Below are 22957 nucleotides of genomic sequence, written 5' to 3'. Positions count from 1 at the left end.
TTAGCCTATATTGGTGCATATTAGGCAAAAGAATTTATAAAACTTTACGGAAAAAGTGTTGTAATGGCCGAAGTTTATCTTGAACTTCGATGCTAAGTTGCAGCAACTGAAGTCTTTCAGGCTAAACTTGAGATTTATAAAATATGTGAAATATAAAATAAAAAAGGCTACCTAAGGGTAACCTTTTTTGTGCACTTTCTGTAAGGATTATGCAGTAAAACGTGACAAATTTTCTTCAGGACGAGCAGTCAGGATTTCTACGCCATTTTTTGTTACTAAAAGGGTGTGCTCATACTGGGCAGATAATTTGTGATCTTTAGTCACTACCGTCCACTTGTCACCAAGCAATTTGGTTTGCCAAACACCGGCATTGACCATTGGTTCAATAGTAAAGGTCATACCTTCTTCTAAGATCATACCGGTATTTGGCTGGCCATAATGCAATACCTGTGGTTCGTCATGGAAAGTTGTGCCGATACCATGACCGCAGTATTCACGTACTACGCTAAAACGTTCAGATTCCACATATTTTTGGATCGCATGGCCGATATCACCCATGGTTGCACCTGGCTTAACCACTGCGATACCACGATACATGGCTTCTTGCGCGACTTTACATAGACGGTTCGCCAGAATAGAAGTTTCACCCCCCACGATGTACATCATGTTGGTATCGCCATGGAAACCATCTTTGATCACAGTCACGTCAATGTTCAGAATATCGCCTTTTTTCAGGATCTTGCCTTCAGAGGGAATACCGTGACAGACCACATGGTTGACTGATGTACAAATGGTGTGCTGGAAAGCAGGGCGGCCTGGCGCTGCACCATAGCCCAGACATGCTGGAATCGCATTCTGTACATTTACAATATAGTCATGACAAATCGTATCCAATTCAAGCGTTGATACACCTGGTTTGATATGCGGTTTGATCATATCCAAAACTTCTGCCGCCAGTCGTCCAGCTACACGCATCTTTTCGATATCTTCAGCGGATTTGATTAAACGACGGGGAGCTTGATAAGTAGTGTTCATGATCTCTAAAAACTTTTGGAAATTTGTGTGCGACTATGGTATAAATAGCCGCCCATTTTATCAAATGCTTTTTCGTGAATATATTTGCGTAGCTTGATGAATGGTGTATTAAAAATCCGCACATATATCGTCACATTACTCTGGGTGCCCGTAAGGGTGGAGAATGCGGATATATGGAGGCCTAACCCAAACTTTAAGGTAAAGAAAATGGCAGATTACAACGTAAGCATGCGCGACCTTCTACAAGCTGGCGCGCACTTTGGTCACCAAACTCGTTTCTGGAACCCAAAAATGCGTCAATACATCTTTGGCGCGCGTAACAAAATTCACATCATCAACCTTGAGCACACTGTTCCTGCGTTAAATGATGCTTTGAACTTCGCTAACCAGTTGGCTAGCAAAAAGAACAAAGTTTTGTTCGTTGGTACTAAACGTGCAGCTTCTGCAATCATCCGTGAGCAAGCTCAACGCGCTGGTCAACCATACGTTGATCACCGTTGGTTAGGTGGTATGTTGACTAACTGGAAAACTCTTCGTCAGTCAATCAACCGTCTAAAAGACCTTCAAACTCAATCTCAAGACGGTACTTTCGCTAAGCTTACTAAACGTGAAGCTCTTGAGCGTACTCGTGAGATGGAAAAACTTGAACGCGGTCTTGGCGGCGTTAAAAACATGGGTGGTTTACCTGATGCATTATTCGTAATCGATGTTGATCACGAAGCAATTGCAATCAAAGAAGCTAAAAACCTTGGTATTCCTGTAATCGGTATCGTTGATACAAACTCTAACCCAGACAACGTAGATTACGTTATTCCGGGTAACGACGATGCGATCCGTGCAGTTACTCTTTATGCTTCTGCTATGGCTGACGCGATTCTTGCTGGTAAAGAATATGCTCAATCACAAGCAAATGCACAAGCTAAAGCAGAAGAAGCTCCAGCTTCTGAGGCTTAATGCGTTAGACGCTAGCTTGTCATTTTTGCGACACGTGATGGTGGCAAAGTAAGCGTCGTGTATGCAGGCGGCCCATGAGAATCCTCTGGGCCGTTTCTGTTCTATAAAGAATTCATTTTCTACCGAATTTAGGAGATAAACATGACTGCAGTTACAGCAAGCATGGTTAAAGAATTGCGTGATCGTACAGGTCTTGCAATGATGGAATGTAAAAAAGCTTTGACAGAAGCGGGTGGTGACATCGAACTTGCGATCGATAACCTTCGTAAATCTGGTCAAGCAAAAGCAGCTAAAAAAGCTGGTAACATTGCTGCTGACGGCGCGATCACGATTGTTCAGGAAGGCAACAAAGCAATCCTTTTAGAAGTAAACTGTCAAACTGACTTCGTTGCTAAAGACGAAAACTTTGCTGGTTTCTCTGCTAAAGTTGCTGCTGCTGCTCTTGCTGCTGGCGAAACTGATGTTGCTAAAATCGCTGAACTTAAACTTGAAGATGGCGCTACTGTTGAAGAAGCTCGTATCGCGCTTGTTCAAAAAATCGGTGAAAACATCCAAGTACGTCGTGCGAAAATTGTTGAAGGCGAAAACCTTGCAGTTTACAAACACGGTCTTAAGATCGGTGTTGTTGTGTCTTACGCAGGTGACAACGCGACTGGTAAAGGTATTGCAATGCACGTTGCTGCGTTCAACCCGGTTGCAGTTTCTGCTGAACAAGTTCCAGCTGAGCTAATCGCGAAAGAAAAAGAAATCGCTGAAGCGAAAGCGCTTGAATCTGGCAAGCCAGCAAACATCGTTGAGAAGATGGTTGTAGGTTCTGTTGAGAAATACCTGAACGAAGTTGTTCTTGAGCGTCAACAATACGTTATCGACAACGACAAAAAAGTTGCTGAAATCCTTAAAGCAACTGGTACTACAGTTGCTCAATTCACTCGCTTTGAAGTGGGTGAAGGCATCGAGAAGAAAGCTGAAATGAGCTTTGCTGACGAAGTTGCTGCTGCTCAAGCTGCTGCTGCTCAATAATTTTTACCTAAAGGTAAAAGTTAGAAAAAAAGCCCCATTTAATGGGGCTTTTTTTATGATTAAATCATTACTTCTCAGGGAGGAATTATGGCAAATAAAACAAATATAGGGATTGGAGCAGTAATCGCACTTTTGGTTGCTGCTTATTTAGGGCTTGATCTATCTGAATCCAAGCAACAGACCCATACATTTACACCTGTACAGGAAGCTACTGAACAACATAAACAGCAGCCTGGTCGTGCAAATATGAATACGGTAGATTCGGGTGCTGCACGTATACAACAGGCTTATCAGCAAAGACAAAGTGATATTCAGGTTCAAGGTGCTGGTGAGGTGATTGCGGTATTAAAAGATGATAATGAAGGGTCTCGTCATCAGAAGTTTATTTTGGAACTGAACAATGGCCATACCGTGCTGGTCGCTCATAATATTGATCTGGCACCGCGTATTTCAAATATACAAAAAGGCGACGTGGTGGAATTTTTTGGTGAATATGAATATAGCGAAAAGGGTGGGGTCATTCATTGGACGCATCATGATCCAAGCCGAAAACATGTTGATGGCTGGCTAAAACACCAAGGAAGAACCTATCAATAAGGTTCTTCCGATTGAAATAACCGAATATAGCGTTAGATGCTCACTATTTCGCTTTTCTGGCGTTTTTTCCAGGAGGGTATAAGTTTATCTAAATAAGCATCCATACACCAAATAGGGCCAATGAGAAGGAATTGGAGGTCTTTAAAGAAAGAAGGTTTTTTGCCTTCGATTTTATGACCATAAAATTGACCAATCCACGCGAAAACAAATAATGCGACAAAAAAGCCTTTACCTACAGGCAAGATCAAAATCAGCCAAGCCATGACCAAGGTGAGTGCGGCCATCGCAACTGCAAGTACAATGTCTAAGCGAGCATAAAAAATAAAAGATAAGACTAGTAATAGGGTAGTCAGTAATGCGCTGAAATGTGCCAAGATGCCAATAATCGAAAAATAGATCGTTGGTACGCATACCCAATGAATCAGTTTGTTGGTTTTATTTTGATGACTTTCACTATATTCATCGAACCATTCAGAGATGCTTTTCATTTTTATTTTTCCTAGACTTTCAAATTACTCTAAAAATATAGTCTAGATTAAGTGTATGGTCAAAACATAGACCGTTGTTGCGTACTATCCGTAAAAGGACCAGCAGACTAAAGCAGTAAATAAGCAGAGTAGGATAATTGCAGTAGTGAGTTCGAATCGAAGCATGATGGCTCTATAAATAAAAGGTATTAAAAAAGCCACATTGTATGTGGCTTTTAAGTCAAATATGTGCAGCGTTAATTAAGAGTTTGGACCGTCTACGCGTTCAATACTTACTTTAGCAACGCCAGCATTGGTAATACCAAGACGTTTAGCAGCACCGTAAGATAAATCTACAACACGGTTGCCATGGAATGGACCGCGGTCATTTACTTTCACTACCACGCTCTTACCATTGTTCTTATTTGTCACGCGAATGTAACAGTTCAATGGCAGGCTGCGGTGAGCCGCAGTCATTGCATTCATGTCGAAAGTTTCACCGCTCGCTGTTTTACGACCATGGAACTGACGACCATACCAAGACGCTGTACCAGTCTGGCTAAATTTACGAACTGTGTTGGAAGCAACGGTGTTCAGTTTTTCAATCACTGAAGGCTCATCTTCAGGGATTTCAATTTTTGCTGCAATCGTTTCACGACGAACTTTATCGCCAGAACGCTCAGTGATTGAAAGGCTGTTTAAGTTTGTAAAGTTTGAATTGAAGCTTTGAGCTTCACGATTCAAAACACGTGTCGCAACACGCGAACGGTCATGATCATTATTTAATGATGATGACTGGACCAATTCTGCCTGCGACTGCGTCAGCGTCACGGTCGTGGCAATGGCCATTAAGTATTTGATTGAAGAATGCATCGAATCAACTCCTAGCAGCGGGTTCAAAAGGTTAGTCTAAAGTACTGAAAAACCAAGTAAACGAGCCTGATATTTAACTTATGCAACTACATTTGACGAAATGGATGATATTCATGCCAGCAATAGCCTGTCTAGTCTTTAATTAAAATAGTCTTGGAAAGAACGTAAAATAAACAATAAATGGTTAAAAAATGATCAAAATTGTAACAAGGTATGAGAAAAGCCCATAATTTGAACTATTTCTCATAAAAATTTGTTGACTTTTGTGTCTTGCGGTAAAGAAGAGTCTTATCTGCTCACGATTTCTGTACCTAATAACCACAAGGCAGTGGCGTACATTCGGCTGCGATTATAGGTGGTAATCACCTGAAAATTTGGATAAGTAATGTAGTAAATCGATCCATAATTTTCTTGCAATTGAATGACATTGACCAAATCCAGATCGTCGATTTTTACGATCGGATTCATAGGACTGATTCCTTGGTTTTTCAATACACCATAGGGTGTTGGTTGGGTCAGGTCCTTGGCAATGACCATCTCTGGATTTGAACCGGTATAACGTGCAGGGAAAGCAATTGGCTGGTTGCGTTGCCAGCCATGTTGAGCCAGATAATTGGCAATCGAACCAATAGCATCCACAGCAGAGTTACGAAGGTCAATATGACCATTGCCATCATAGTCCACACCAAACTTCGGAATATTGCTTGGCATAAACTGGGGATAACCGATCGCACCGGCATAAGAACCGACTACAGAATTGGTTGGCACTCCATCTTTATACGACCAGGCAATCAGAGCAGAAAGCTCATCCTGAAAGTATTCATTGCGGCGGTCACCATTAAATCCAAGAGTGGCTAAAGCATCACGGGTAATAAAAGAGCCTTTATTGCTACCAAAACCGGTTTCTACTCCAAGAATCCCAAGAATAATCGCCTGTGGTACACCAAACTGTTGTTCAGCGCGATTCAGGGTATCGGCATACTGCTGTTTAAAGCGTACACCACGCTGAATCGTACTCTCAGCCAGAAAATTGGTTTTATAGCTATACCACGGTTTACTTTCACCTGGACGGCTCATGATGCTCAGCACATTGGGTAAATTGCGTGTGCCATTCATGGCCCAGTCAATCTGCTCATTACTTAAACCATACTGTTGCATGGTTTTGATTTTAAAAGCGGAATAAGACGGATGCGTTTGGAAATCATTGGCTTGGCTAAAACTACTAAAACTAAATGCAGCGAGTACCAGAGAAAGTTGTTTAAGTTTTTTATAAAAATGTGGTTTTAACATCTGACAGTGATTTCCAATTTCATGAATGAGTTGGCAATAGGAGCATCCTGTAATTCTATTTATGCCTGAAAAAAAGAGGCAAAAAATCGATAAAATCTTGTAAACAGAACACAATTGCTCAGAACCATTAAAGATAACATTGACTGGATAATGACATCCAACCGCTTTGACAAAAAGAGACAAAGTATGGTTATTTTTAAGGCATTTTTCTTGTGAAAAGGCATTTACTGTAACAAGTTATTTCATCGGTAATAATAAAGCCCGACATCGGTCAGGCTTTTTTATCAATTGATATTAAGAATAGAACAAAGTATCGTGGTATTCCGCCATGGCTTTCAGTTCATCCTTGGTTAATTTCAGGATGATTTTATCAGCAGCAATGTTGATTGCCTTGATCACTGCAGAAGCGCCGATATCCGCTGCTTTGCGTTTGATCATGCCCAGATCCAGGGTTTTGTTGAAATCCACCATAAAATGACGCACAGTCGCTTCACCAAACTCCTTGTAGAGGTTGCTCAAGGTCTGTTTGTCGATTTCATTGCCTGCTTTCACTTCAGCAAACTGATACTTCAGGTTAGTAACCAGGTTGGCATCCAGAGATTCGCCGATGCGGAAGTTACCTTTAGGATCCTTAAACAGACTGCGTTCAGAAAAGGCAATGGATTCACGTACCACATCATTGGGAGCTTTGCCCAATAACTGCTTGAGCAAGACTGCTACCGTGGACTTGATATATCCTGCCAGTTTTTCCGCAGTATCACGCTTATCACTTGCCGGGAACTTGCGTACAAGTTCAGTCAGAATGGCATCAATGATTTCATCATTAATCATTAATGCGGTCTTGTCACGAAATGGATACAGCGGTTCGCTGGAGTTTTTATTTTTCTGTGCAGTCTGAATTGTATTTAAAAGTTCTGCTGAAGGAACAAATCCAAAAAAAGGCATCGTTAAACCTCAATGTTTCTTATTGTCGCGCTAAACGAATAGGGCGAGGCATCCATGTAGAGTCCGATACACGACAAGGGTTGATATCCAATCCACCACGGCGTGTATAGGTCGCATATACCATCAGCTTTTCTGGTTTTAGATTTTGCCAGATATCGGCAAACATCTGTTCCACACATTGTTCGTGGAAACCGTTGTGCTGACGATAAGAAATAATATAAGCCAAAATACTCTTATAACAAGGTTTTTGACCTTGATAGCGTATAAATACTGTACCCCAGTCCGGTTGTCCAGTGACTGGGCAGTTACTTCTTAATAAATGTGAATACAGCTGAACTTCGACATTTTCATCGCTTTGATCATCCAGAGCCAATAACGTCGCATCAGGATGATTTTCCAGACGCTCTGGAGTTAGTTCATCCAGGCAGACTCCTTCAAGCTTGGCAATTTCCAGCTCATCTACATGGAACAGGTCCAGTTTCACGTCCGCTTCAGCGGCTTTGGAAAGATCCTGTTCAACTGTCGCAATAAAAGCTGCTTTAGACTCAAACTTGGCAAAATTCAGGCTATTGAAATACAACTTAAGCGATTTGGATTCGATCAAATTAGGAGAAGACGCGGGTAAAGTCATTCGGCCAATGGCAACTTGCGGTACACCGGCAGCATTTAACCAGGATATTTCAAAAATATGCCACCAGTCTTTGCCCTGTTGAATGGCTTGCACATGGGCATATTTTTCACGCGCAGGCGCACGTGAAATCGGGTACAGAATCTCCGGTTGATATTCTGTTGGATAGTTGGTGTCTTTACCAAGAAGAGAATGTTCTACACTCATTATTCACGCATTCCTGAACCACGAGACAATAAATAGTAAGCAATACCGTATAACACAGCACACCAGAAGGTAATCACAACCAATGAAATGGAAACATTGACATCGCTATGACCTAAAATGCCGAAACGGAATGCATTTACCATATAAACGATCGGGTTAATTAAAGAGAGATTTTGCCAAAAAGGGCTTAAAACACTGATGGCATAGAATACACCACCTAAATAAGTCAGGGGAGTCAGCACAAAAGTGGGGATAATCGAGATATCATCAAAGGATTTGGCATAAACTGCATTAATAAAGCCACCCAATGAAAACAGTAGTGAAGTAACCAGTACGGTATATATAGTGACGAACCAGTTAGTAATATATAAGTCTGTAAAGAACAGACTCATGCTGGTTACAATAATTGCCACCAAAATACCACGAGCCACGCCGCCTAGAACATAGCCCCAGAGGATTGCATGGAGTGGAACCGGACTCATAATCAGTTCTTCAATGCTCTTCTGAAACTTGGAGCTAAAGAAACTGGAAGATACGTTGGCATAGCTGTTGGTAATTACGGCCATCATAATCAAACCAGGTACAATGAACTGCATATAGCTAAAGCCGCCCATTTCTCCAATCCGCGAACCCACCAGATTACCAAAAATGACGAAATATAAAGTCATGGTAATGGCAGGCGGAAGCAAGGTTTGTGGCCAGATCCGCATAAAGCGGCGGATTTCTTTATAAATGATGGTATAGAGGGCAACGCTAAGTTGATTTAAATTCATTGCGCAGCTCCATTGAGGTTTTTCTCAACCATTTTCACAAACAATTCTTCAAGACGATTGGATTTGTTACGCATACTACGTACTTGGATATTTTGTGATTCGAGTAATTGGAATAGCTCATTCATGCTATGTGCTTTATCTAAGGTAACTTCCAATGTCATTGGATCAACCAGATTAAACTTCACCCCTATAATGTCGAGATGGAAAGGTTCAATTGGCTCAGCCAGATCGAAGATAAAGGATTCTTCATTCAGCTGATTGAGGAAGTTCTTCATGGTGGTGTCTTCTTTAATGACACCACGGTCAATGATTGCGATCCGGCGACACAGCATCTCTGCTTCTTCTAAGTAGTGTGTGGTCAAAATGATTGATGTGCCTTTATTGTTCATCTCATTCAGGAAGTCCCACATTGAGCGACGCAGTTCAATATCGACACCCGCAGTTGGTTCATCCAGAATTAACAGTTTTGGTTCATGCATCATGGCACGGGCGATCATCAGACGACGTTTCATCCCGCCTGAAAGCATACGTGCTTGTGTAGCGCGTTTTTCCCACAAACCCAGTTTGTTTAAATATTCTTCGGCACGTTCTTGCGCGATTTTCTTTGGAATACCGTAATAGCCTGCCTGCGTGACAAGGATGTCAAACGTTTTCTCAAACTGGGAGAAGTTGAATTCTTGGGGTACTACGCCTAAACACTGTTTCGCTTCAGAAGGATGGGTATCTAGGTTGTGACCAAAAATCTCAACAGTCCCTGAGGTTTTTCTTGTTAAGGAACTAATGATGCCGATGGTTGTAGATTTACCTGCACCATTCGGGCCGAGCAGGGCATAAAACTCACCCTCTGGTACATCCAGATTAATACCTTTTAATGCTTGAAAGCCATTGCGATAGGTCTTTGACAAATCCCTTAAGGTCAATGCATCAGTCATGGAGATCTCAAATGGTGAAAAATTGAGATATTGTGAGTGATCTGTATAAATAAGCCAAGTGATTGAGTGGGAATTCTTTTATAAAGGTGTGAGAGGATTGTTCAAAGCGTAGTCACTAAAGTCACTGACTTATATATAGTTGCTTTACCTTACGGTTTTTTTTGTTATGATGTGCATCGCGCGCTCATAGCTCAACTGGATAGAGTACAGGTCTCCGAAGCCTGTGGCGTGGGTTCGAGTCCCGCTGAGCGCACCATTTTCTTGTCTGATCACATCCGAATTAATCCTAATATTATTAAAAATTAATAACTTATATCTGCCTATTGTCCGATAATGTCCGAAGGCGTTTTAGGATACCGCAAGTTTTTACGGTATTTTTTACGGTACATTCTGTTTCTTGAAAAAATATACCGTAAAAATGCCTAAACTCGTTATTAGTCTTACAGACTCAAAAATTAAATCTGCAATATCAATGCAAAAGAAATCATTTGAAAAAAATATTAAGCTTTCAGATGGTGGTGGCCTTTATCTGTTATTAGATAAAAAAGGCGGGGCATACTGGCGTTTTGATTATATTCGCCCAATTACAAAGAAAAGAGCCACTATAGCTATTGGTGTATATCCAAGCTGTACATTGGCATCAGCACGTGCAAAAAGAAGTGAGTTCAGAGAGCAGCTTGCTCAGAATATTGATCCTACCATTCAGAAAAAGCGTGAAAATGAAACAACCCAATATAAAAAAAATACTTTCAAGGTGATTGCAGATGAATACCGTAAAACTGAAGAGTTAGAGCCGAGTACTCAGCGAAGAAATCAATTTGTTTGGGATAAATTATATGCTGCTCTTGGTGATCAAGTTATTACTGAAATAACGCCTACACAAGTTTTGGAAGTATGTCGTATTTACGAGCGTCAAGGCAAAACAGATTCTGCAAAGCGAATGAGAAGTAAAGCATCTCAAGTCTTTCGTTATGCAATCTCTTTAAGTTTGTGTCAATTTAATGTCGCTGATCAAATTAGTGGTGTTTTGAAAGTAGGCAAAACTAAGCATAGAGCTGCTATCACTGACGAACAGCAGTTAGGGCAGCTACTCAACAATATAAATAAAAATGTAGGGCGTGGTGATATCGTCATTGATTACGCTGTGAAAATCTTACCTCATGTATTTGTGCGTCCTGGAGAATTGCGAGCAGCAAAATGGGCTGATATCGATTTTGAAAATAAAACATGGAGTTATACACCATCCAAAACAAAGAATCAGACCGCTTTACAACATATAGTTCCTTTGTCTGATCAAGTGTTAAAGATGTTTCAAGAGCTATATTACATTACCGGACATGCAGAATATTGTTTTGTATCTATGCGCGATAAAACTAAAACTATCAGTGAATCGACAATTAATAAGCGTTTGAAACAATATGGCTTTGAAAATGGAGAGACGACTGGGCACGGATTCCGAGCAACTGCCAGAACCTTATTGGATGAAGTTTTAAAATTTCCTATTGAGCGTATAGAGCAGCAGCTTGCTCATCAGGTTAGGGATATGCACGGAAGGGCATACAACCGTACAAAGTATTTGGAAGAGCGCAAAGGCATGATGCAAGCATGGTCTGATTATTTAGATCAATTGGTCTGTAAATCTAAAGACTGATCAGTGAGTTTTGGAGTACAAGCGAATTCAGTTTCCGCCATCTCCACCAAAATTCAATTCAGAGATGTTCGACTGAATGTAAAAAAGCCCTTAAATTCAATGTTTAAGGGCTTTTTTATTGGCTGTATTGTCCGATCCTGTCCTAAGCTGTGTGACCCAATTTTTGCCTTCTGCGGGTAATAATTGGGAAAATTTACCCAATTATTTTTAGTCTAGATAAAGGGTGAATACAGATGAAACTCACAGATACAGAATGCAGAAAAGCGCAACCACAAGATAAAAGATATCGTCTTTCGGATGAGAATGGGCTGTCGCTTCTGGTGATGCCGGCAGGGCAAAAATATTGGAATGTACGCTATACCGTTCATGGTGAGCGCAAGTCAGAGTCACTGGGTCCATATCCTGATATGAGCTTAAAGAAAGCAAGAGAGCTTGCCCTTGACCTGAAATACAAGCATTCTAAGTCAGTCTTATACGAAGACATCAAGCCATTTTTTAAAGAGGTGGCAGAAGATTGGTTTGATAATCAAAGAGAGACTTGGTCATCTAAACATATTAGTAATGTACGAGCTTCTTTGGACGAGCTTTACTGTACACTTGCAAATAAACGAATCAATCAGATTCAAGCACCTGAGATCTTGCAGGTTATTAAAAAAAATTGAAGCTAGAGGTTCTACTGAAGTAGCTAAACGTACGCTATCTCGATGCGGTATGGTGATGAAATATGCCATAGCCCACGGCTACCGATATGACAATCCAGCCAGTGATTTGGTTTATGCGCTTAAGAATAAAAAAGTGAAGAATTTAGCGTCATTACCTGAAAGTGAAATGCCTGAATTTCTTAGAAGGATTAAAGCCTATCCAGCAGATGCTCAGACTCACCATGCAATCATTCTTGTTATGTTGACTGGCGTTCGAGTAAGTGAGTTGTTGCAAGCACGTTGGGAAGAATTTGATCTTGAAGAACGTAAGTGGGATATCCCTGCTGAGCGTATGAAGAACGGTTTACCCCATCGTGTACCTTTAACAGATATGATGATTGATGAGCTTCAGGCGCTACGTTTGACACACAACCAAGATCTATTATTCCCACACAGATTAAATAATAAAGAACCTATGCGTAGTGAATCAATTTTAGCTGTCATTAAGCGTTCTGGTTATACAGGTCGAATGACAACTCATGGGTTTAGATCTTTGTTTAGTACTGTGCTAAATGAATCAAATTTGTTTAATTCGGATGCAATTGAACGTCAGCTTGCCCATGTGCCACAGAACCGCATTCGTTCTGCATATAACCGAGCACAGTATTGGGATGAGCGTGTAAAGATTATGGAGTGGTATAGTGAAGTAGTTAATAAATGGACTACCGGTGGGTGTAATTAAACGTAATTGGTGTGATTCTATAAGTGCAAGACTTTATAGTGCTAGTTTTTGCCTAGTTTACAGGTTTCTGATTTTATTCTTGGTAATTTGGGGTATTAAAGATTTTCGATAATATTTGTTTTATCTAATCTATTAATACCCTTTAATAATTATAATAATTTTTTATTCTTCTTTATAAAAAGCAACGTGTTGATCAAAGCCTAAATCTTCATTTAAATTTGACTGATTTTTCATTATCAAAAGTTGTTTTTGTTTCTCACATTCGTTTCTAAATTGATTTTCAATCTGACTAATTACCTCGGGTGTAAGAGTTTTATCTATGGACTGTTGATCTTCTTCGGAAATCTCACCCAAAGAAACCTTAATTTTTTGCAATTCAAGAGTTTTGCTTACTGCTATTTGTATTAAGTATTCCTCATATTCTTTTGCAGATCGGCTCATATTTTCTTGGATGGTGTTTTTTTGCTGCTCAAGCTTGGTTTTAATTTGAGAAATTTCTTCATCCTTTAATTCGAGCTGTTTCCTTAAAATAGAATCATTACTTTTGCTTTTCTCCTTTTTGAGAGTTGATATTATTTTATTTTTATCTGTTAATTGTGAGTTTTGCCTATCAATTAAAAACTCTAAACAGTTTTTAAGGCTTTTAAATTTATATTTTTCTTTAATTTCATCAAGTTCTTTTAATGTCTTTTGATCGAGTGTGATTTGTTTAATGACACAATTATTTTCTTTGTTTTTGTGGTTGTATTTAAATAAAAGGAACTTCTTTTTTAAAATTTGAAAATGTTCATCATTGGTTTCAACAATATATTTCTCAGTTTCAAATTTTAGAAGATTTGGTAATAGTTGATTTATATGAACTGACTGAGATTGGCTATGTTGAGAAGAAAGGTCTTTATTACTATTTGGTCTAGTCTGTTGATAATTTGTAGATTGGTAACAATCCTTTTTTCCTGGCGACACAGTCTTTCTTATTTGATCTGGATTTAGGCTGTGTTCCATATCTAAGAATTCTTTTTTTAAATCTGTGTAAGAAGATAACCATTTCTCTAGAGTTAAATGCGGTCGTGCCATTGTTAATTTTCATTAATATTTACTTAATATTAATGTATAGCATAAATAAAAATTAAGTAAATATTAATTAAATGATAATTATAAAAACACCGATTATCAATTATTATTTTGTGCCTATCACGTTTAGTGTATGATACCTATGCCTGAGATATAGGTTAATTAAGTAGAGAATTTTATTGTGGATCGTAAGATTTCTGAGCAGCATTTCTTAACCCTATTTATGGCTTTCTATCAGAGGGTGGAAGGGCAACTTTCAGTCTACGCCGTTTGGGCGTTAATTAATTTTATAAGAAATTTTGGAGCTGAGAGTACATCATTACCGCTTGCCCAATTGGCTAAAGCCACTGGCATACAGACTAAAAAATTACGGGTTGTATTGAATGAATTGGAACAGCATGGAATATTAAAAATAGATTTCCCTGAGGCGGGGAAACGTGCCAAAGTCCGTCACTTACAGCTTAATCTTGCTTATATTAGCGATGATTTAATAATGCCTGTTGATAGCATTGATAATATTATTAAAAGAATGTCAAAAAAAATTCCTTTATTAAAGTTTCTTAAATTTTTATTTATAAAAAGTGCTCAGATAAAAATCAGCAATTTACCTAAAAAAACAGAGGCTGATTGCAATCTTGATTATCGAAGTTATCTTGTTTTATTGCGGTTAATTTATGGTGCAGATTCGTTTGGGATTGTTGTAGGGTGTGGAATTGGTGAAATCGAGCGGGCAACGGGTTTAAACAAACAATCTATTTATCGGGCTATACAGCAGCTTAAACAATTCGGATTTATTCGATGTCAGGCAAATGGAGCAATTCGAAATAGTTTTATTCAGACAGAGTCTCCAATTTACGCTTTGAACCTTTCACATACATTTTGGGGTGATGCTGCAATTTACGGCAGATTTTATATTTTAAAATACCCACAGCCACATGTTTTTGAAGTTCAGAAGGTAGCCTCTATTTTTACTCTACTTGATCAAAAGGGTGACTTATTTTTAAACAATGAAAGCGAACATTCAGATACTGGTTTTAATATTCTAAAATATAAAAATAACTATTTGCTGTGTGATCCTTTATGTTGGATGAAGCCTGTTTTACACGAAAAGAATAATAATTTTAATGTAATACAGAGAGCGCAAGTCATGAAATTCTTCGATCATTATTTAGAATTAAAGCAATTGCATCCTGAGAATTCATTATCCACTACTTTTAATTTAAAGCCTCATGAAAATATTCTGGATGATGAGGTGGCTTTAGACAGTTTAGAATCTACCAAGTCTATAAAACTCAGTGGAATGCATAACCGCTTAGGTCTTTTTCAAAGTTTACTTGAGCAATGGTGCTGTCAGATCTATAGCCAGAATAAATCTTTTTTTCTCTGTACACGACAAATTTCACAGAACCCTTATCCTATCAGGATTCTGCTTTCTTAAAATTGCCAAAATTTCCTTAAACTCTTCTTTTTTCCCAAAACCAATTAAACGCTGAATCGCCATTTGAACATAGTCTAAACCATAGCGAAATAAACTCATTGAGAGTCGTCCATGCTTCTTTATTTTTATCGCTTTTTTTTGATTATGTTGCCATTCACCCGTTAAGTAACACCAACAGAAGCTTATAGCTAACACCGCAATCAATTTTTTCACTCGTCTAGGGTCTGTCAAGCGCGTATTTTCAAGATTAAACCCGCGTCCTTTGAGACAACTGAATAAGGTTTCAATTTCCCAGCGTAATGCATAATCCTGAATAGCATTGGCATTAAACTGAGGAGAAACGACGAGTAAAAGCTCTCCATTTTCTAACTGTAGTGCACTTATATATAGTTTCACCCGACCAACCAAAATCCGTCGTTTACGACATTCAATTTGACCAACTTTAAGATGGCGAAATAAATCACTAATTTTATGATTCTTTCCTAAATGATTGGTGACAATGAAGTTTTTTTAACACGAATGCAGAAGTTGATGTCTTGTTCAATTAACCATGTAAACCACTGCTCACCGATAAACTCTCTGTCTGCGAACACATTCACAATACGGTCTTTACCAAAAATGGCTATAAAGCGTTGAATCAAAGCAATACGCTCTTTCGTATCTGAATTTCCACGTTTATTAAGCAATGTCCAAAGGATAGGTATCGCTATTCCACGATAAACGATTGCGAGCATCAGGATATTAATATTTCGTTTTCCCCATTTCCAATTGGTTCTATCTAAAGTCAGTTGCACTTGGTCGAATGAAAACATATTGAAAATCAACTGAGAAATTTGACGATAATCAAAATACTGACCTGCAAAGAAGCGCTGCATACGTCGATAAAATGATTGTGGTAAACACTTGATGGGCAAGGCTTTAGATGCAGAAGAAAGATTACATGTTTGCTTTAAAATAATCACAAGCATGATGAGCGCAAAGCACTTTAAATGTGACTTGTTCCATTTTAGAGATTTGTTTAAGATAAGATATAACTCATTGAGATGTGTCATAGTATTCGTCGTTAGAAAACAATTATTGTGACATTATTTCAATGAGTTATCTATTTTTGTCGTGTACAGAGCAAACAAATGAATTTACTTAGTGATAAGAACGTTGCAATAATTGGTGGTGGACCCGTTGGACTGACTATGGCAAAATTATTACAGCAAAACGGCATAGACGTTTCAGTTTACGAAAGAGACAACGACCGAGAGGCAAGAATTTTTGGTGGAACCCTTGACCTACACAAAGGTTCAGGTCAGGAAGCAATGAAAAAAGCGGGATTGTTACAAACTTATTATGACTTAGCCTTACCAATGGGTGTAAATATTGCTGATGAAAAAGGCAATATTTTATCCACAAAAAATGTAAAGCCCGAAAATCGATTTGACAATCCTGAAATAAACAGAAATGACTTAAGGGCTATCTTGTTGAATAGTTTAGAAAACGACACGGTTATTTGGGATAGAAAACTTGTTATGCTTGAACCTGGTAAGAAGAAGTGGACACTAACTTTTGAGAATAAACCGAGTGAAACAGCAGATTTGGTTATTCTTGCCAATGGTGGAATGTCGAAAATAAGGAGCTTTGTTACCGACACGCAAGTTGAAGAAACCGGTACTTTCAACATCCAAGCTGATATTCTTCAACCGGAAATAAACTGTCCCGGATTTTTTCAGCTATGCAACGGCAACCGATTAATGGCGGGACATCAGGGCATTTTATTGTTTGCCAATCCCAATAATAATGGTGCATTGTATTTAGGAATTAGTTTTAAAACGCCCGATGAATGGAAAAATAAAATTCCCTTAGATTTTCAGGACAGAAACAGCGTTGCCGATTTTTTATTGAAAAGATTTTCCAAATGGAGTGAAGTTTACAAACAATTAATACGTTCGGTATCAACATTTCAATGCTTGCCCACAAGGAAATTTCCTTTGAACAATGATTGGAAAAGTAACCGTCCATTACCCATAACAATGATTGGCGATGCTGCTCATTTGATGTCGCCTTTTGCAGGACAGGGTGTAAATACGGGATTATTGGATGCTTTGATATTGTCTGAAAACCTTACAAACGGAGAATTTACAAGTATTGAAAATGCCATCGAAAACTACGAACAACAAATGTTTGTTTATGCAAAAGATACGCAGGACGAATCGACAGAAAACGAAACCGAAATGTTTAGTCCCAATTTTTCGTTTCAAAAATTATTGAATCTATAAACAGTAAGAAAAAACGGCTACTAACAAGCAGTTTTGCAATAGTGGGGCAGAAGTGCAAAATTGAACTTGTGTGCTTCTATCAACTTTTGTACATTAGCTGCCAGTTTAAGATGGGTGCATTTGAGTATGCCCAAAGGAGCCCGCAAGTATGCGCAGGACGAAGCCAGTAGCCGCGCCGATGGTGGCGCGGGTCTATCTGCGCGTCAGCACCGACGCGCAGGACTTGGAACGCCAAGAGGCGATCACTACGGCCGCGAAGGCCGCCGGCTACTACGTCGCCGGCATCTACCGTGAGAAGGCATCCGGCGCACGCGCCGACCGGCCTGAGCTGCTGCGCATGATCGGCGACCTACAGCCCGGCGAGGTGGTCATTGCCGAGAAGATCGACCGCATCAGCCGCCTACCTTTGCCCGAGGCCGAGCGCCTGGTGGCCTCGATACAGGCCAAAGGCGCACGCCTGGCCGTCCCTGGCGTGGTCGATCTATCCGACCTGGCGGCCGAGGCCCAGGGCGTCGCCAAGATCGTGCTGGAAGCCGTGCAGATCATGCTTTTTCGCCTGGCCTTGCAGATGGCCCGCGACGACTACGAGGACAGGCGCGAACGCCAGCGCCAAGGCATTGAGTTGGCCCGCCAGGCCGGGCGGTACAAGGGCCGCCGTGCTGATCCGAAGCGCCGCGCCCAAGTTGTCGCGCTGCGCAAGTCCGGCTACAGCATCAACAAGACCGCCGAGCTGGCCGGGTACAGTGCGGCCCAGGTGAAACGGATATGGGCCGAGGTCAGCCAGGCCGAAGCGAAGCAGCACGGCGCGTTCGTGGAGGACGCATTGACGGAAGCCGATGCCCTGGCCGCTGTCGGCCAGGATGAGCGCCAGGAGGAAAGGGCATGAAGAAGCCGAACCAAGACGACGAGCCGTTTTTCATCACCGAGGAGATTGCGGCCGAAATGATCGCCGGCGGCTATGAGTTCGAGCTGCCGCCCATTCCTTGCACCATCCGCCTACGCGACGTGCTGGAGCGCATGACCGATGCTGAGCTAGCATTGCAGCCGGGCGAGATCGCCGACCAGGAGCGTGAACGCTGCCGGCGCAAGCCGTGTTCAACCTCATGATCTGGTCATGGTATTTTTCATGGCACTGAGCCTGATAGTTCTTGCAAATTGTTGTCACTAAAGGGTTTTGTGTGCTTGTTTACAATCGAGTGGGAGTGACGGGCACTGGCTGGCAATGTCTAGCAACGGCAGGCATTTCGGCTGAGGGTAAAAGAACTTTCCGCTAAGCGATAGACTGTATGTAAACACAGTATTGCAAGGACGCGGAACATGCCTCATGTGGCGGCCAGGACGGCCAGCCGGGATCGGGATACTGGTCGTTACCAGAGCCACCGACCCGAGCAAACCCTTCTCTATCAGATCGTTGACGAGTATTACCCGGCATTCGCTGCGAGTCTTGCCACGCCGAGCACCTGGTCGCTTTCAGCTGTAAGCGTCGCGGTTTCTGCCCGAGCTGTGGGGCGCGGCGGATGGCCGAAAGTGCCGCCTTGCTGGTTGATGAAGTACTGCCTGAACAACCCATGCGTCAGTGGGTGTTGAGCTTCCCGTTTCAGCTGCGTTTCCTGTTTGCCAGCCGGCCCGAGATCATGGGGTGGGTGCTGGGCATCGTTTACCGCGTCATTGCCACGCACCTGGTCAAGAAAGCGGGCCATACCCACCAAGTGGCCAAGACGGGCGCGGTCACCCTGATCCAGCGTTTTGGATCGGCGCTCAATCTGAATGTTCACTTCCACATGCTGTTTCTCGACGGTGTGTATGTCGAGCAATCCCACGGCTCAGCGCGTTTCCGCTGGGTCAAGGCGCCGACCAGCCCAGAGCTCACCCAGCTGACGCACACCATCGCCCACCGGGTGGGTCGCTATCTGGAACGGCAAGGCCTGCTGGAACGGGATGTCGAAAACAGCTATCTGGCCTCGGATGCGGTGGATGACGACCCGATGACACCCCTGCTGGGGCACTCGATCACTTACCGTATCGCTGTCGGTTCACAGGCGGGGCGAAAGGTGTTCACTTTGCAAACTCTGCCGACCAGTGGTGATCCGTTCGGTGACGGGATTGGCAAGGTAGCCGGGTCCAGCCTGCACGCCGGCGTGGCGGCCAGGGCCGATGAACGCAAGAAGCTCGAACGGCTGTGCCGGTACATCAGCCGCCCGGCGGTATCCGAGAAGCGGCTGTCGTTAACACGAGGCGGCAACGTGCGCTACCAGCTCAAGACGCCGTACCGGGACGGCACCACGCACGTCATTTTCGAACCATTGGATTTCATTGCAAGGCTGGCCGCCCTGGTACCGAAGCCCAGAGTCAACCTAACCCGCTTCCACGGGGTGTTCGCACCCAACAGTCGGCACCGGGCGTTGGTCACGCCGGCAAAACGGGGCAGGGGCAACAAGGTCAGGGTGGCTGATGAACCGGCAACACCAGCACAACGGCGAGCGTCGATGACATGGGCGCAACGGCTCAAGCGTGTTTTCAATATCGACATCGAGACCTGCAGCGGCTGCGGCGGCGCCATGAAAGTCATCGCCTGCATTGAAGACCCTATAGTGATCAAGCAGATCCTTGATCACCTGAAGCACAAAGCCGAAACCAGCGGGACCAGGGCGTTACCCGAAAGCCGGGCGCCACCGGCTGAGCTGCTCCTGGGTCTGTTTGACTGACGAGCCTGAAGGCCAACGATACCAATCAAAATGCTGCGTTCACAGCGCCGCGGCAGGGATCCGCCGTGCTGGTTGTCGGAAAAGGAGCCGCTAGTGGGAAAGAGGAGGGTAAATTTTCAGCGTTGCTGGCTCCCCGTCAGCCGGATTGGGTTGCATCGCAGGGGTGTCGAAAGAGTCAACTGCGGTCCAAAGCTGTTGGACTTGGGTGAAAAGGGCGTTTATTCTTCCTATACGTTGTCGGCAGCGGGCCAAAAAGGAATACGTCCATGCCCATCGAGGTGAAACCGGCTGTGAGCGCGGGTTCAAGCATATAGCCCGACAGGCGCGTATCCTTGCCGATCACGACACGATGGCGGTGGTCACCGCGACGAAAGACACGGCCAGCCGCCATGCCGACGCGCAAGGCGGTTTCCGCCGTCATCGCGCCTTCGTTGGCTTTGCCACGAATACCGTCTGTGCCGAAATATTTGCGCACCATAAGGTCGATTATCCTGTCGTCGGGTCGCCCTCAAAGGGGACATGCCTGCTGAACCGCGAATATAGAGAAATATCCCGAATGTGCAGTTAACGAATTCTTGCGGTTTCTTTCAGCGCCGCCAATACCGCCAGCCCGTCGCGCAAGGGGCGCGGCTCGTGTGTGCGGATGAAGTCAGCTCCACCTGCGGCGGCGGCAAGCTCTGCAGCGAGTGTCGCGGCCCCGACATCCCCCGGACCACGGCCTGTGAGCGCGCGCAGAAAGGATTTGCGCGAAACAGACAGAAGCACCGGCAAATCGAAGCGCAGCCGCAATTCATCGAACCGCGCCAGCACCGAGAGCGAGGTTTCGGGAGCAGCCCCCAGAAAAAACCCCATGCCGGGATCAAGGACAAGGCGGTTGCGTTTGATACCGGCACCCGTCAGCGCCGCGATGCGCGCGTCAAAGAACGCCGCAATGTGATCCATGATGTCGCCAGCGGGTGCCTCGCGCCGATCTGCCTGCCCGTCTTGCACCGAATGCATAACGACGAGTTTGGCAGATGATTTCGCCAATTGCGGATAGAACGCAGCGTCTGGAAAACCGCGAATATCATTGAGATAGGCCACACCACGCGACAAGGCATAGGCTTGCGTCGCGGGTTGATAACTGTCGAGCGAGACGGGAATGCCATCTGCCTTGAGCGCGTCCAGCACCGGCGCGATACGCGCGATTTCTGTGTCGGACGAAACAGGCGCGGCGTCGGGATTGCTGGATGCCGGACCGAGGTCGATCACATCTGCCCCCTCGGCCATCAGCTTACGCGCCTGCGCAATGGCTGCGTCTGGCGCCAGATACCGGCCTCCATCGGAGAAACTGTCCGAGGTTATGTTGACGATGCCGAAAATGATGAGCGATTTATTCATGGGGGCTTCTATAATAATCTCTGTACACGACAAAAATAGATAACTCATTGAAATAATGTCACAATAATTGTTTTCTAACGACGAATACTATGACACATCTCAATGAGTTATATCTTATCTTAAACAAATCTCTAAAATGGAACAAGTCACATTTAAAGTGCTTTGCGCTCATCATGCTTGTGATTATTTTAAAGCAAACATGTAATCTTTCTTCTGCATCTAAAGCCTTGCCCATCAAGTGTTTACCACAATCATTTTATCGACGTATGCAGCGCTTCTTTGCAGGTCAGTATTTTGATTATCGTCAAATTTCTCAGTTGATTTTCAATATGTTTTCATTCGACCAAGTGCAACTGACTTTAGATAGAACCAATTGGAAATGGGGAAAACGAAATATTAATATCCTGATGCTCGCAATCGTTTATCGTGGAATAGCGATACCTATCCTTTGGACATTGCTTAATAAACGTGGAAATTCAGATACGAAAGAGCGTATTGCTTTGATTCAACGCTTTATAGCCATTTTTGGTAAAGACCGTATTGTGAATGTGTTCGCAGACAGAGAGTTTATCGGTGAGCAGTGGTTTACATGGTTAATTGAACAAGACATCAACTTCTGCATTCGTGTTAAAAAAACTTCATTGTCACCAATCATTTAGGAAAGAATCATAAAATTAGTGATTTATTTCGCCATCTTAAAGTTGGTCAAATTGAATGTCGTAAACGACGGATTTTGGTTGGTCGGGTGAAACTATATATAAGTGCACTACAGTTAGAAAATGGAGAGCTTTTACTCGTCGTTTCTCCTCAGTTTAATGCCAATGCTATTCAGGATTATGCATTACGCTGGGAAATTGAAACCTTATTCAGTTGTCTCAAAGGACGCGGGTTTAATCTTGAAAATACGCGCTTGACAGACCCTAGACGAGTGAAAAAATTGATTGCGGTGTTAGCTATAAGCTTCTGTTGGTGTTACTTAACGGGTGAATGGCAACATAATCAAAAAAAAGCGATAAAAATAAAGAAGCATGGACGACTCTCAATGAGTTTATTTCGCTATGGTTTAGACTATGTTCAAATGGCGATTCAGCGTTTAATTGGTTTTGGGAAAAAAGAAGAGTTTAAGGAAATTTTGGCAATTTTAAGAAAGCAGAATCCTGATAGGATAAGGGTTCTGTGAAATTTGTCGTGTACAGAGAGATTTTTTACAATTGCAGGAGAAAGAGGACGATGCTGATCTAATTTTGTTTTTAAGGCATCTATATTGTCAAACATAACTTTCACCCTGAAGTTGTACTCTTGAATGATACATGAAAAAAACAAATATAAAAAAGTAATGTT

21 protein-coding genes, 1 tRNA gene and 3 pseudogenes are annotated in these 22957 nt (G+C 42.5%); 12 read left to right on the top strand and 13 right to left on the bottom strand.

All coding sequences use genetic code 11. The annotated features are described in order from the left end of the window. Nucleotides 1–207: 207 nt before the first annotated feature. Complete coding sequence (gene map, locus IHE35_RS09670; RefSeq protein ID WP_242787190.1) at nt 208–1035, bottom strand: type I methionyl aminopeptidase; 828 nt, start codon at nt 1033–1035, stop codon at nt 208–210. A gap of 207 nt (nt 1036–1242) precedes the next feature. On the opposite strand from map, the gene rpsB reads away from it, so the two are divergent. From rpsB to IHE35_RS09655, 3 genes are all read left to right on the top strand, one after another. Continuing rightward, complete coding sequence (gene rpsB / locus IHE35_RS09665; protein ID WP_004892292.1) at nt 1243–1989, top strand: 30S ribosomal protein S2; 747 nt, start codon at nt 1243–1245, stop codon at nt 1987–1989. 141 nt (nt 1990–2130) lie between these two features. Then, nucleotides 2131–3009 (top strand): translation elongation factor Ts, encoded by an 879-nt coding sequence (tsf, locus tag IHE35_RS09660; protein WP_242787189.1) that lies wholly within the window; start codon nt 2131–2133, stop codon nt 3007–3009. 87 nt (nt 3010–3096) lie between these two features. Further along, nucleotides 3097–3606 carry a DUF3465 domain-containing protein gene (locus IHE35_RS09655; protein WP_242787188.1) on the top strand — a complete coding sequence of 170 codons (510 nt, stop codon included), beginning with the start codon at nt 3097–3099 and terminating at the stop codon, nt 3604–3606. Between the two features lie 32 nt (nt 3607–3638). Here IHE35_RS09655 and IHE35_RS09650 read toward each other — a convergent pair whose 3' ends face one another. The 7 genes from IHE35_RS09650 to IHE35_RS09620 all read right to left on the bottom strand — a co-directional run bounded on the left by IHE35_RS09650 (nt 3639) and on the right by IHE35_RS09620 (nt 9721). Continuing rightward, nucleotides 3639–4094, bottom strand: a complete 456-nt coding sequence (locus tag IHE35_RS09650) for an Mpo1-like protein (RefSeq protein ID WP_242787187.1) — start codon at nt 4092–4094, stop codon at nt 3639–3641. Nucleotides 4095–4334: 240 nt separating this feature from the next. Further along, the gene (locus IHE35_RS09645) at nt 4335–4946 is read right to left on the bottom strand and encodes a septal ring lytic transglycosylase RlpA family protein (protein ID WP_242787186.1); all 612 of its coding nucleotides are present in this window, start codon (nt 4944–4946) and stop codon (nt 4335–4337) included. A gap of 288 nt (nt 4947–5234) precedes the next feature. Continuing rightward, the gene (gene mltB / locus IHE35_RS09640; RefSeq protein ID WP_242787185.1) at nt 5235–6236 is read right to left on the bottom strand and encodes a lytic murein transglycosylase B; all 1002 of its coding nucleotides are present in this window, start codon (nt 6234–6236) and stop codon (nt 5235–5237) included. 294 nt (nt 6237–6530) lie between these two features. Then, nucleotides 6531–7181: a hypothetical protein gene (locus tag IHE35_RS09635; protein WP_242787184.1), complete on the bottom strand. Its 651-nt coding sequence runs from the start codon at nt 7179–7181 to the stop codon at nt 6531–6533. Between the two features lie 19 nt (nt 7182–7200). Next, the gene (queF, locus tag IHE35_RS09630; RefSeq protein ID WP_242787183.1) at nt 7201–8016 is read right to left on the bottom strand and encodes an NADPH-dependent 7-cyano-7-deazaguanine reductase QueF; all 816 of its coding nucleotides are present in this window, start codon (nt 8014–8016) and stop codon (nt 7201–7203) included. After that, the gene (locus tag IHE35_RS09625) at nt 8016–8789 is read right to left on the bottom strand and encodes an ABC transporter permease (RefSeq protein WP_242787182.1); all 774 of its coding nucleotides are present in this window, start codon (nt 8787–8789) and stop codon (nt 8016–8018) included. The genes queF and IHE35_RS09625 overlap by 1 nt, the downstream gene beginning before the upstream one ends. Next, the gene (locus IHE35_RS09620) at nt 8786–9721 is read right to left on the bottom strand and encodes an ABC transporter ATP-binding protein (RefSeq protein WP_242787181.1); all 936 of its coding nucleotides are present in this window, start codon (nt 9719–9721) and stop codon (nt 8786–8788) included. The genes IHE35_RS09625 and IHE35_RS09620 overlap by 4 nt, the downstream gene beginning before the upstream one ends. A gap of 180 nt (nt 9722–9901) precedes the next feature. On the opposite strand from IHE35_RS09620, the gene IHE35_RS09615 reads away from it, so the two are divergent. The 3 genes and pseudogenes from IHE35_RS09615 (at nt 9902) to IHE35_RS09605 (ending at nt 12755) form a co-directional block, all read left to right on the top strand. Beyond that, nucleotides 9902–9977, top strand: a tRNA-Arg gene (locus IHE35_RS09615). 162 nt (nt 9978–10139) lie between these two features. Beyond that, nucleotides 10140–11372: an integrase arm-type DNA-binding domain-containing protein gene (locus IHE35_RS09610; protein WP_242789990.1), complete on the top strand. Its 1233-nt coding sequence runs from the start codon at nt 10140–10142 to the stop codon at nt 11370–11372. A gap of 233 nt (nt 11373–11605) precedes the next feature. Continuing rightward, a pseudogene (locus IHE35_RS09605) lies at nt 11606–12755 on the top strand (tyrosine-type recombinase/integrase). 162 nt (nt 12756–12917) lie between these two features. Here IHE35_RS09605 and IHE35_RS09600 read toward each other — a convergent pair. Then, on the bottom strand, nt 12918–13829 hold the full coding sequence (locus tag IHE35_RS09600; protein ID WP_242787180.1) for a hypothetical protein: 912 nt from the start codon (nt 13827–13829) through the stop codon (nt 12918–12920). 178 nt (nt 13830–14007) lie between these two features. Here IHE35_RS09600 and IHE35_RS09595 point away from each other — a divergent pair, with 178 nt between their 5' ends. Next, nucleotides 14008–15264 (top strand): hypothetical protein, encoded by a 1257-nt coding sequence (locus IHE35_RS09595; protein WP_242787179.1) that lies wholly within the window; start codon nt 14008–14010, stop codon nt 15262–15264. On the opposite strand, the gene IHE35_RS09590 is transcribed toward IHE35_RS09595, so the two are convergent. Next, nucleotides 15226–16316 (bottom strand): IS4-like element ISAba1 family transposase gene (locus tag IHE35_RS09590; protein ID WP_085940648.1). Its coding sequence is split into 2 segments (ribosomal slippage): nt 15226–15776 and nt 15776–16316, totalling 1092 coding nucleotides; the frame shifts between segments, so codons are not numbered across the junction. The two genes, IHE35_RS09595 and IHE35_RS09590, sit on opposite strands and share 39 nt — an antisense overlap. A 78-nt stretch (nt 16317–16394) precedes the next feature. Here IHE35_RS09590 and tet(X) point away from each other — a divergent pair. From tet(X) to IHE35_RS09570, 4 genes and pseudogenes are all read left to right on the top strand, one after another. Continuing rightward, nucleotides 16395–17531, top strand: coding sequence for a tetracycline-inactivating monooxygenase Tet(X) (gene tet(X), locus IHE35_RS09585; protein ID WP_031944380.1), 1137 nt, complete (start codon nt 16395–16397; stop codon nt 17529–17531). 148 nt (nt 17532–17679) lie between these two features. Continuing rightward, entirely contained in the window at nt 17680–18417 is a 738-nt protein-coding gene (locus IHE35_RS09580) for a recombinase family protein (RefSeq protein ID WP_001366550.1), read from the top strand. Further along, the gene (locus IHE35_RS09575) at nt 18414–18638 is read left to right on the top strand and encodes a hypothetical protein (RefSeq protein WP_000743213.1); all 225 of its coding nucleotides are present in this window, start codon (nt 18414–18416) and stop codon (nt 18636–18638) included. Before IHE35_RS09580 ends, IHE35_RS09575 begins: the two co-directional genes overlap by 4 nt. A gap of 210 nt (nt 18639–18848) precedes the next feature. Then, nucleotides 18849–20236 (top strand): annotated as a pseudogene (locus IHE35_RS09570) (IS91 family transposase). Nucleotides 20237–20411: 175 nt separating this feature from the next. Here the strand turns inward: IHE35_RS09570 and IHE35_RS09565 are convergent. Both IHE35_RS09565 and sul2 read right to left on the bottom strand, forming a co-directional pair. Further along, nucleotides 20412–20714 carry a phosphoglucosamine mutase gene (locus IHE35_RS09565; protein WP_000251875.1) on the bottom strand — a complete coding sequence of 101 codons (303 nt, stop codon included), beginning with the start codon at nt 20712–20714 and terminating at the stop codon, nt 20412–20414. Nucleotides 20715–20800: 86 nt separating this feature from the next. Beyond that, nucleotides 20801–21616: a sulfonamide-resistant dihydropteroate synthase Sul2 gene (gene sul2 / locus IHE35_RS09560; RefSeq protein ID WP_001043260.1), complete on the bottom strand. Its 816-nt coding sequence runs from the start codon at nt 21614–21616 to the stop codon at nt 20801–20803. Between the two features lie 89 nt (nt 21617–21705). Between sul2 and IHE35_RS09555 the strand changes: the two genes are divergently transcribed. Continuing rightward, nucleotides 21706–22796, top strand: a protein-coding gene (locus tag IHE35_RS09555) for an IS4-like element ISAba1 family transposase (RefSeq protein WP_085940648.1) whose coding sequence is annotated in 2 segments (ribosomal slippage) — nt 21706–22246 and nt 22246–22796 — 1092 coding nt in all. Because the reading frame shifts where the segments join, the coding sequence is not laid out codon by codon here. Nucleotides 22797–22813: 17 nt separating this feature from the next. On the opposite strand, the pseudogene IHE35_RS09550 reads toward IHE35_RS09555, so the two are convergent. Beyond that, nucleotides 22814–22891, bottom strand: a pseudogene (locus IHE35_RS09550) (Fic family protein); the annotation flags it as partial. Nucleotides 22892–22957 lie beyond the last annotated feature (66 nt).

The sequence above is a fragment of the Acinetobacter sp. ASP199 genome, from assembly GCF_022700675.1.
Classification (GTDB): Bacteria; Pseudomonadota; Gammaproteobacteria; order Pseudomonadales; family Moraxellaceae; genus Acinetobacter.
Note: the sequence above shows the minus strand (reverse complement) of the source record. Positions and strands in the feature narration are given on the sequence as shown.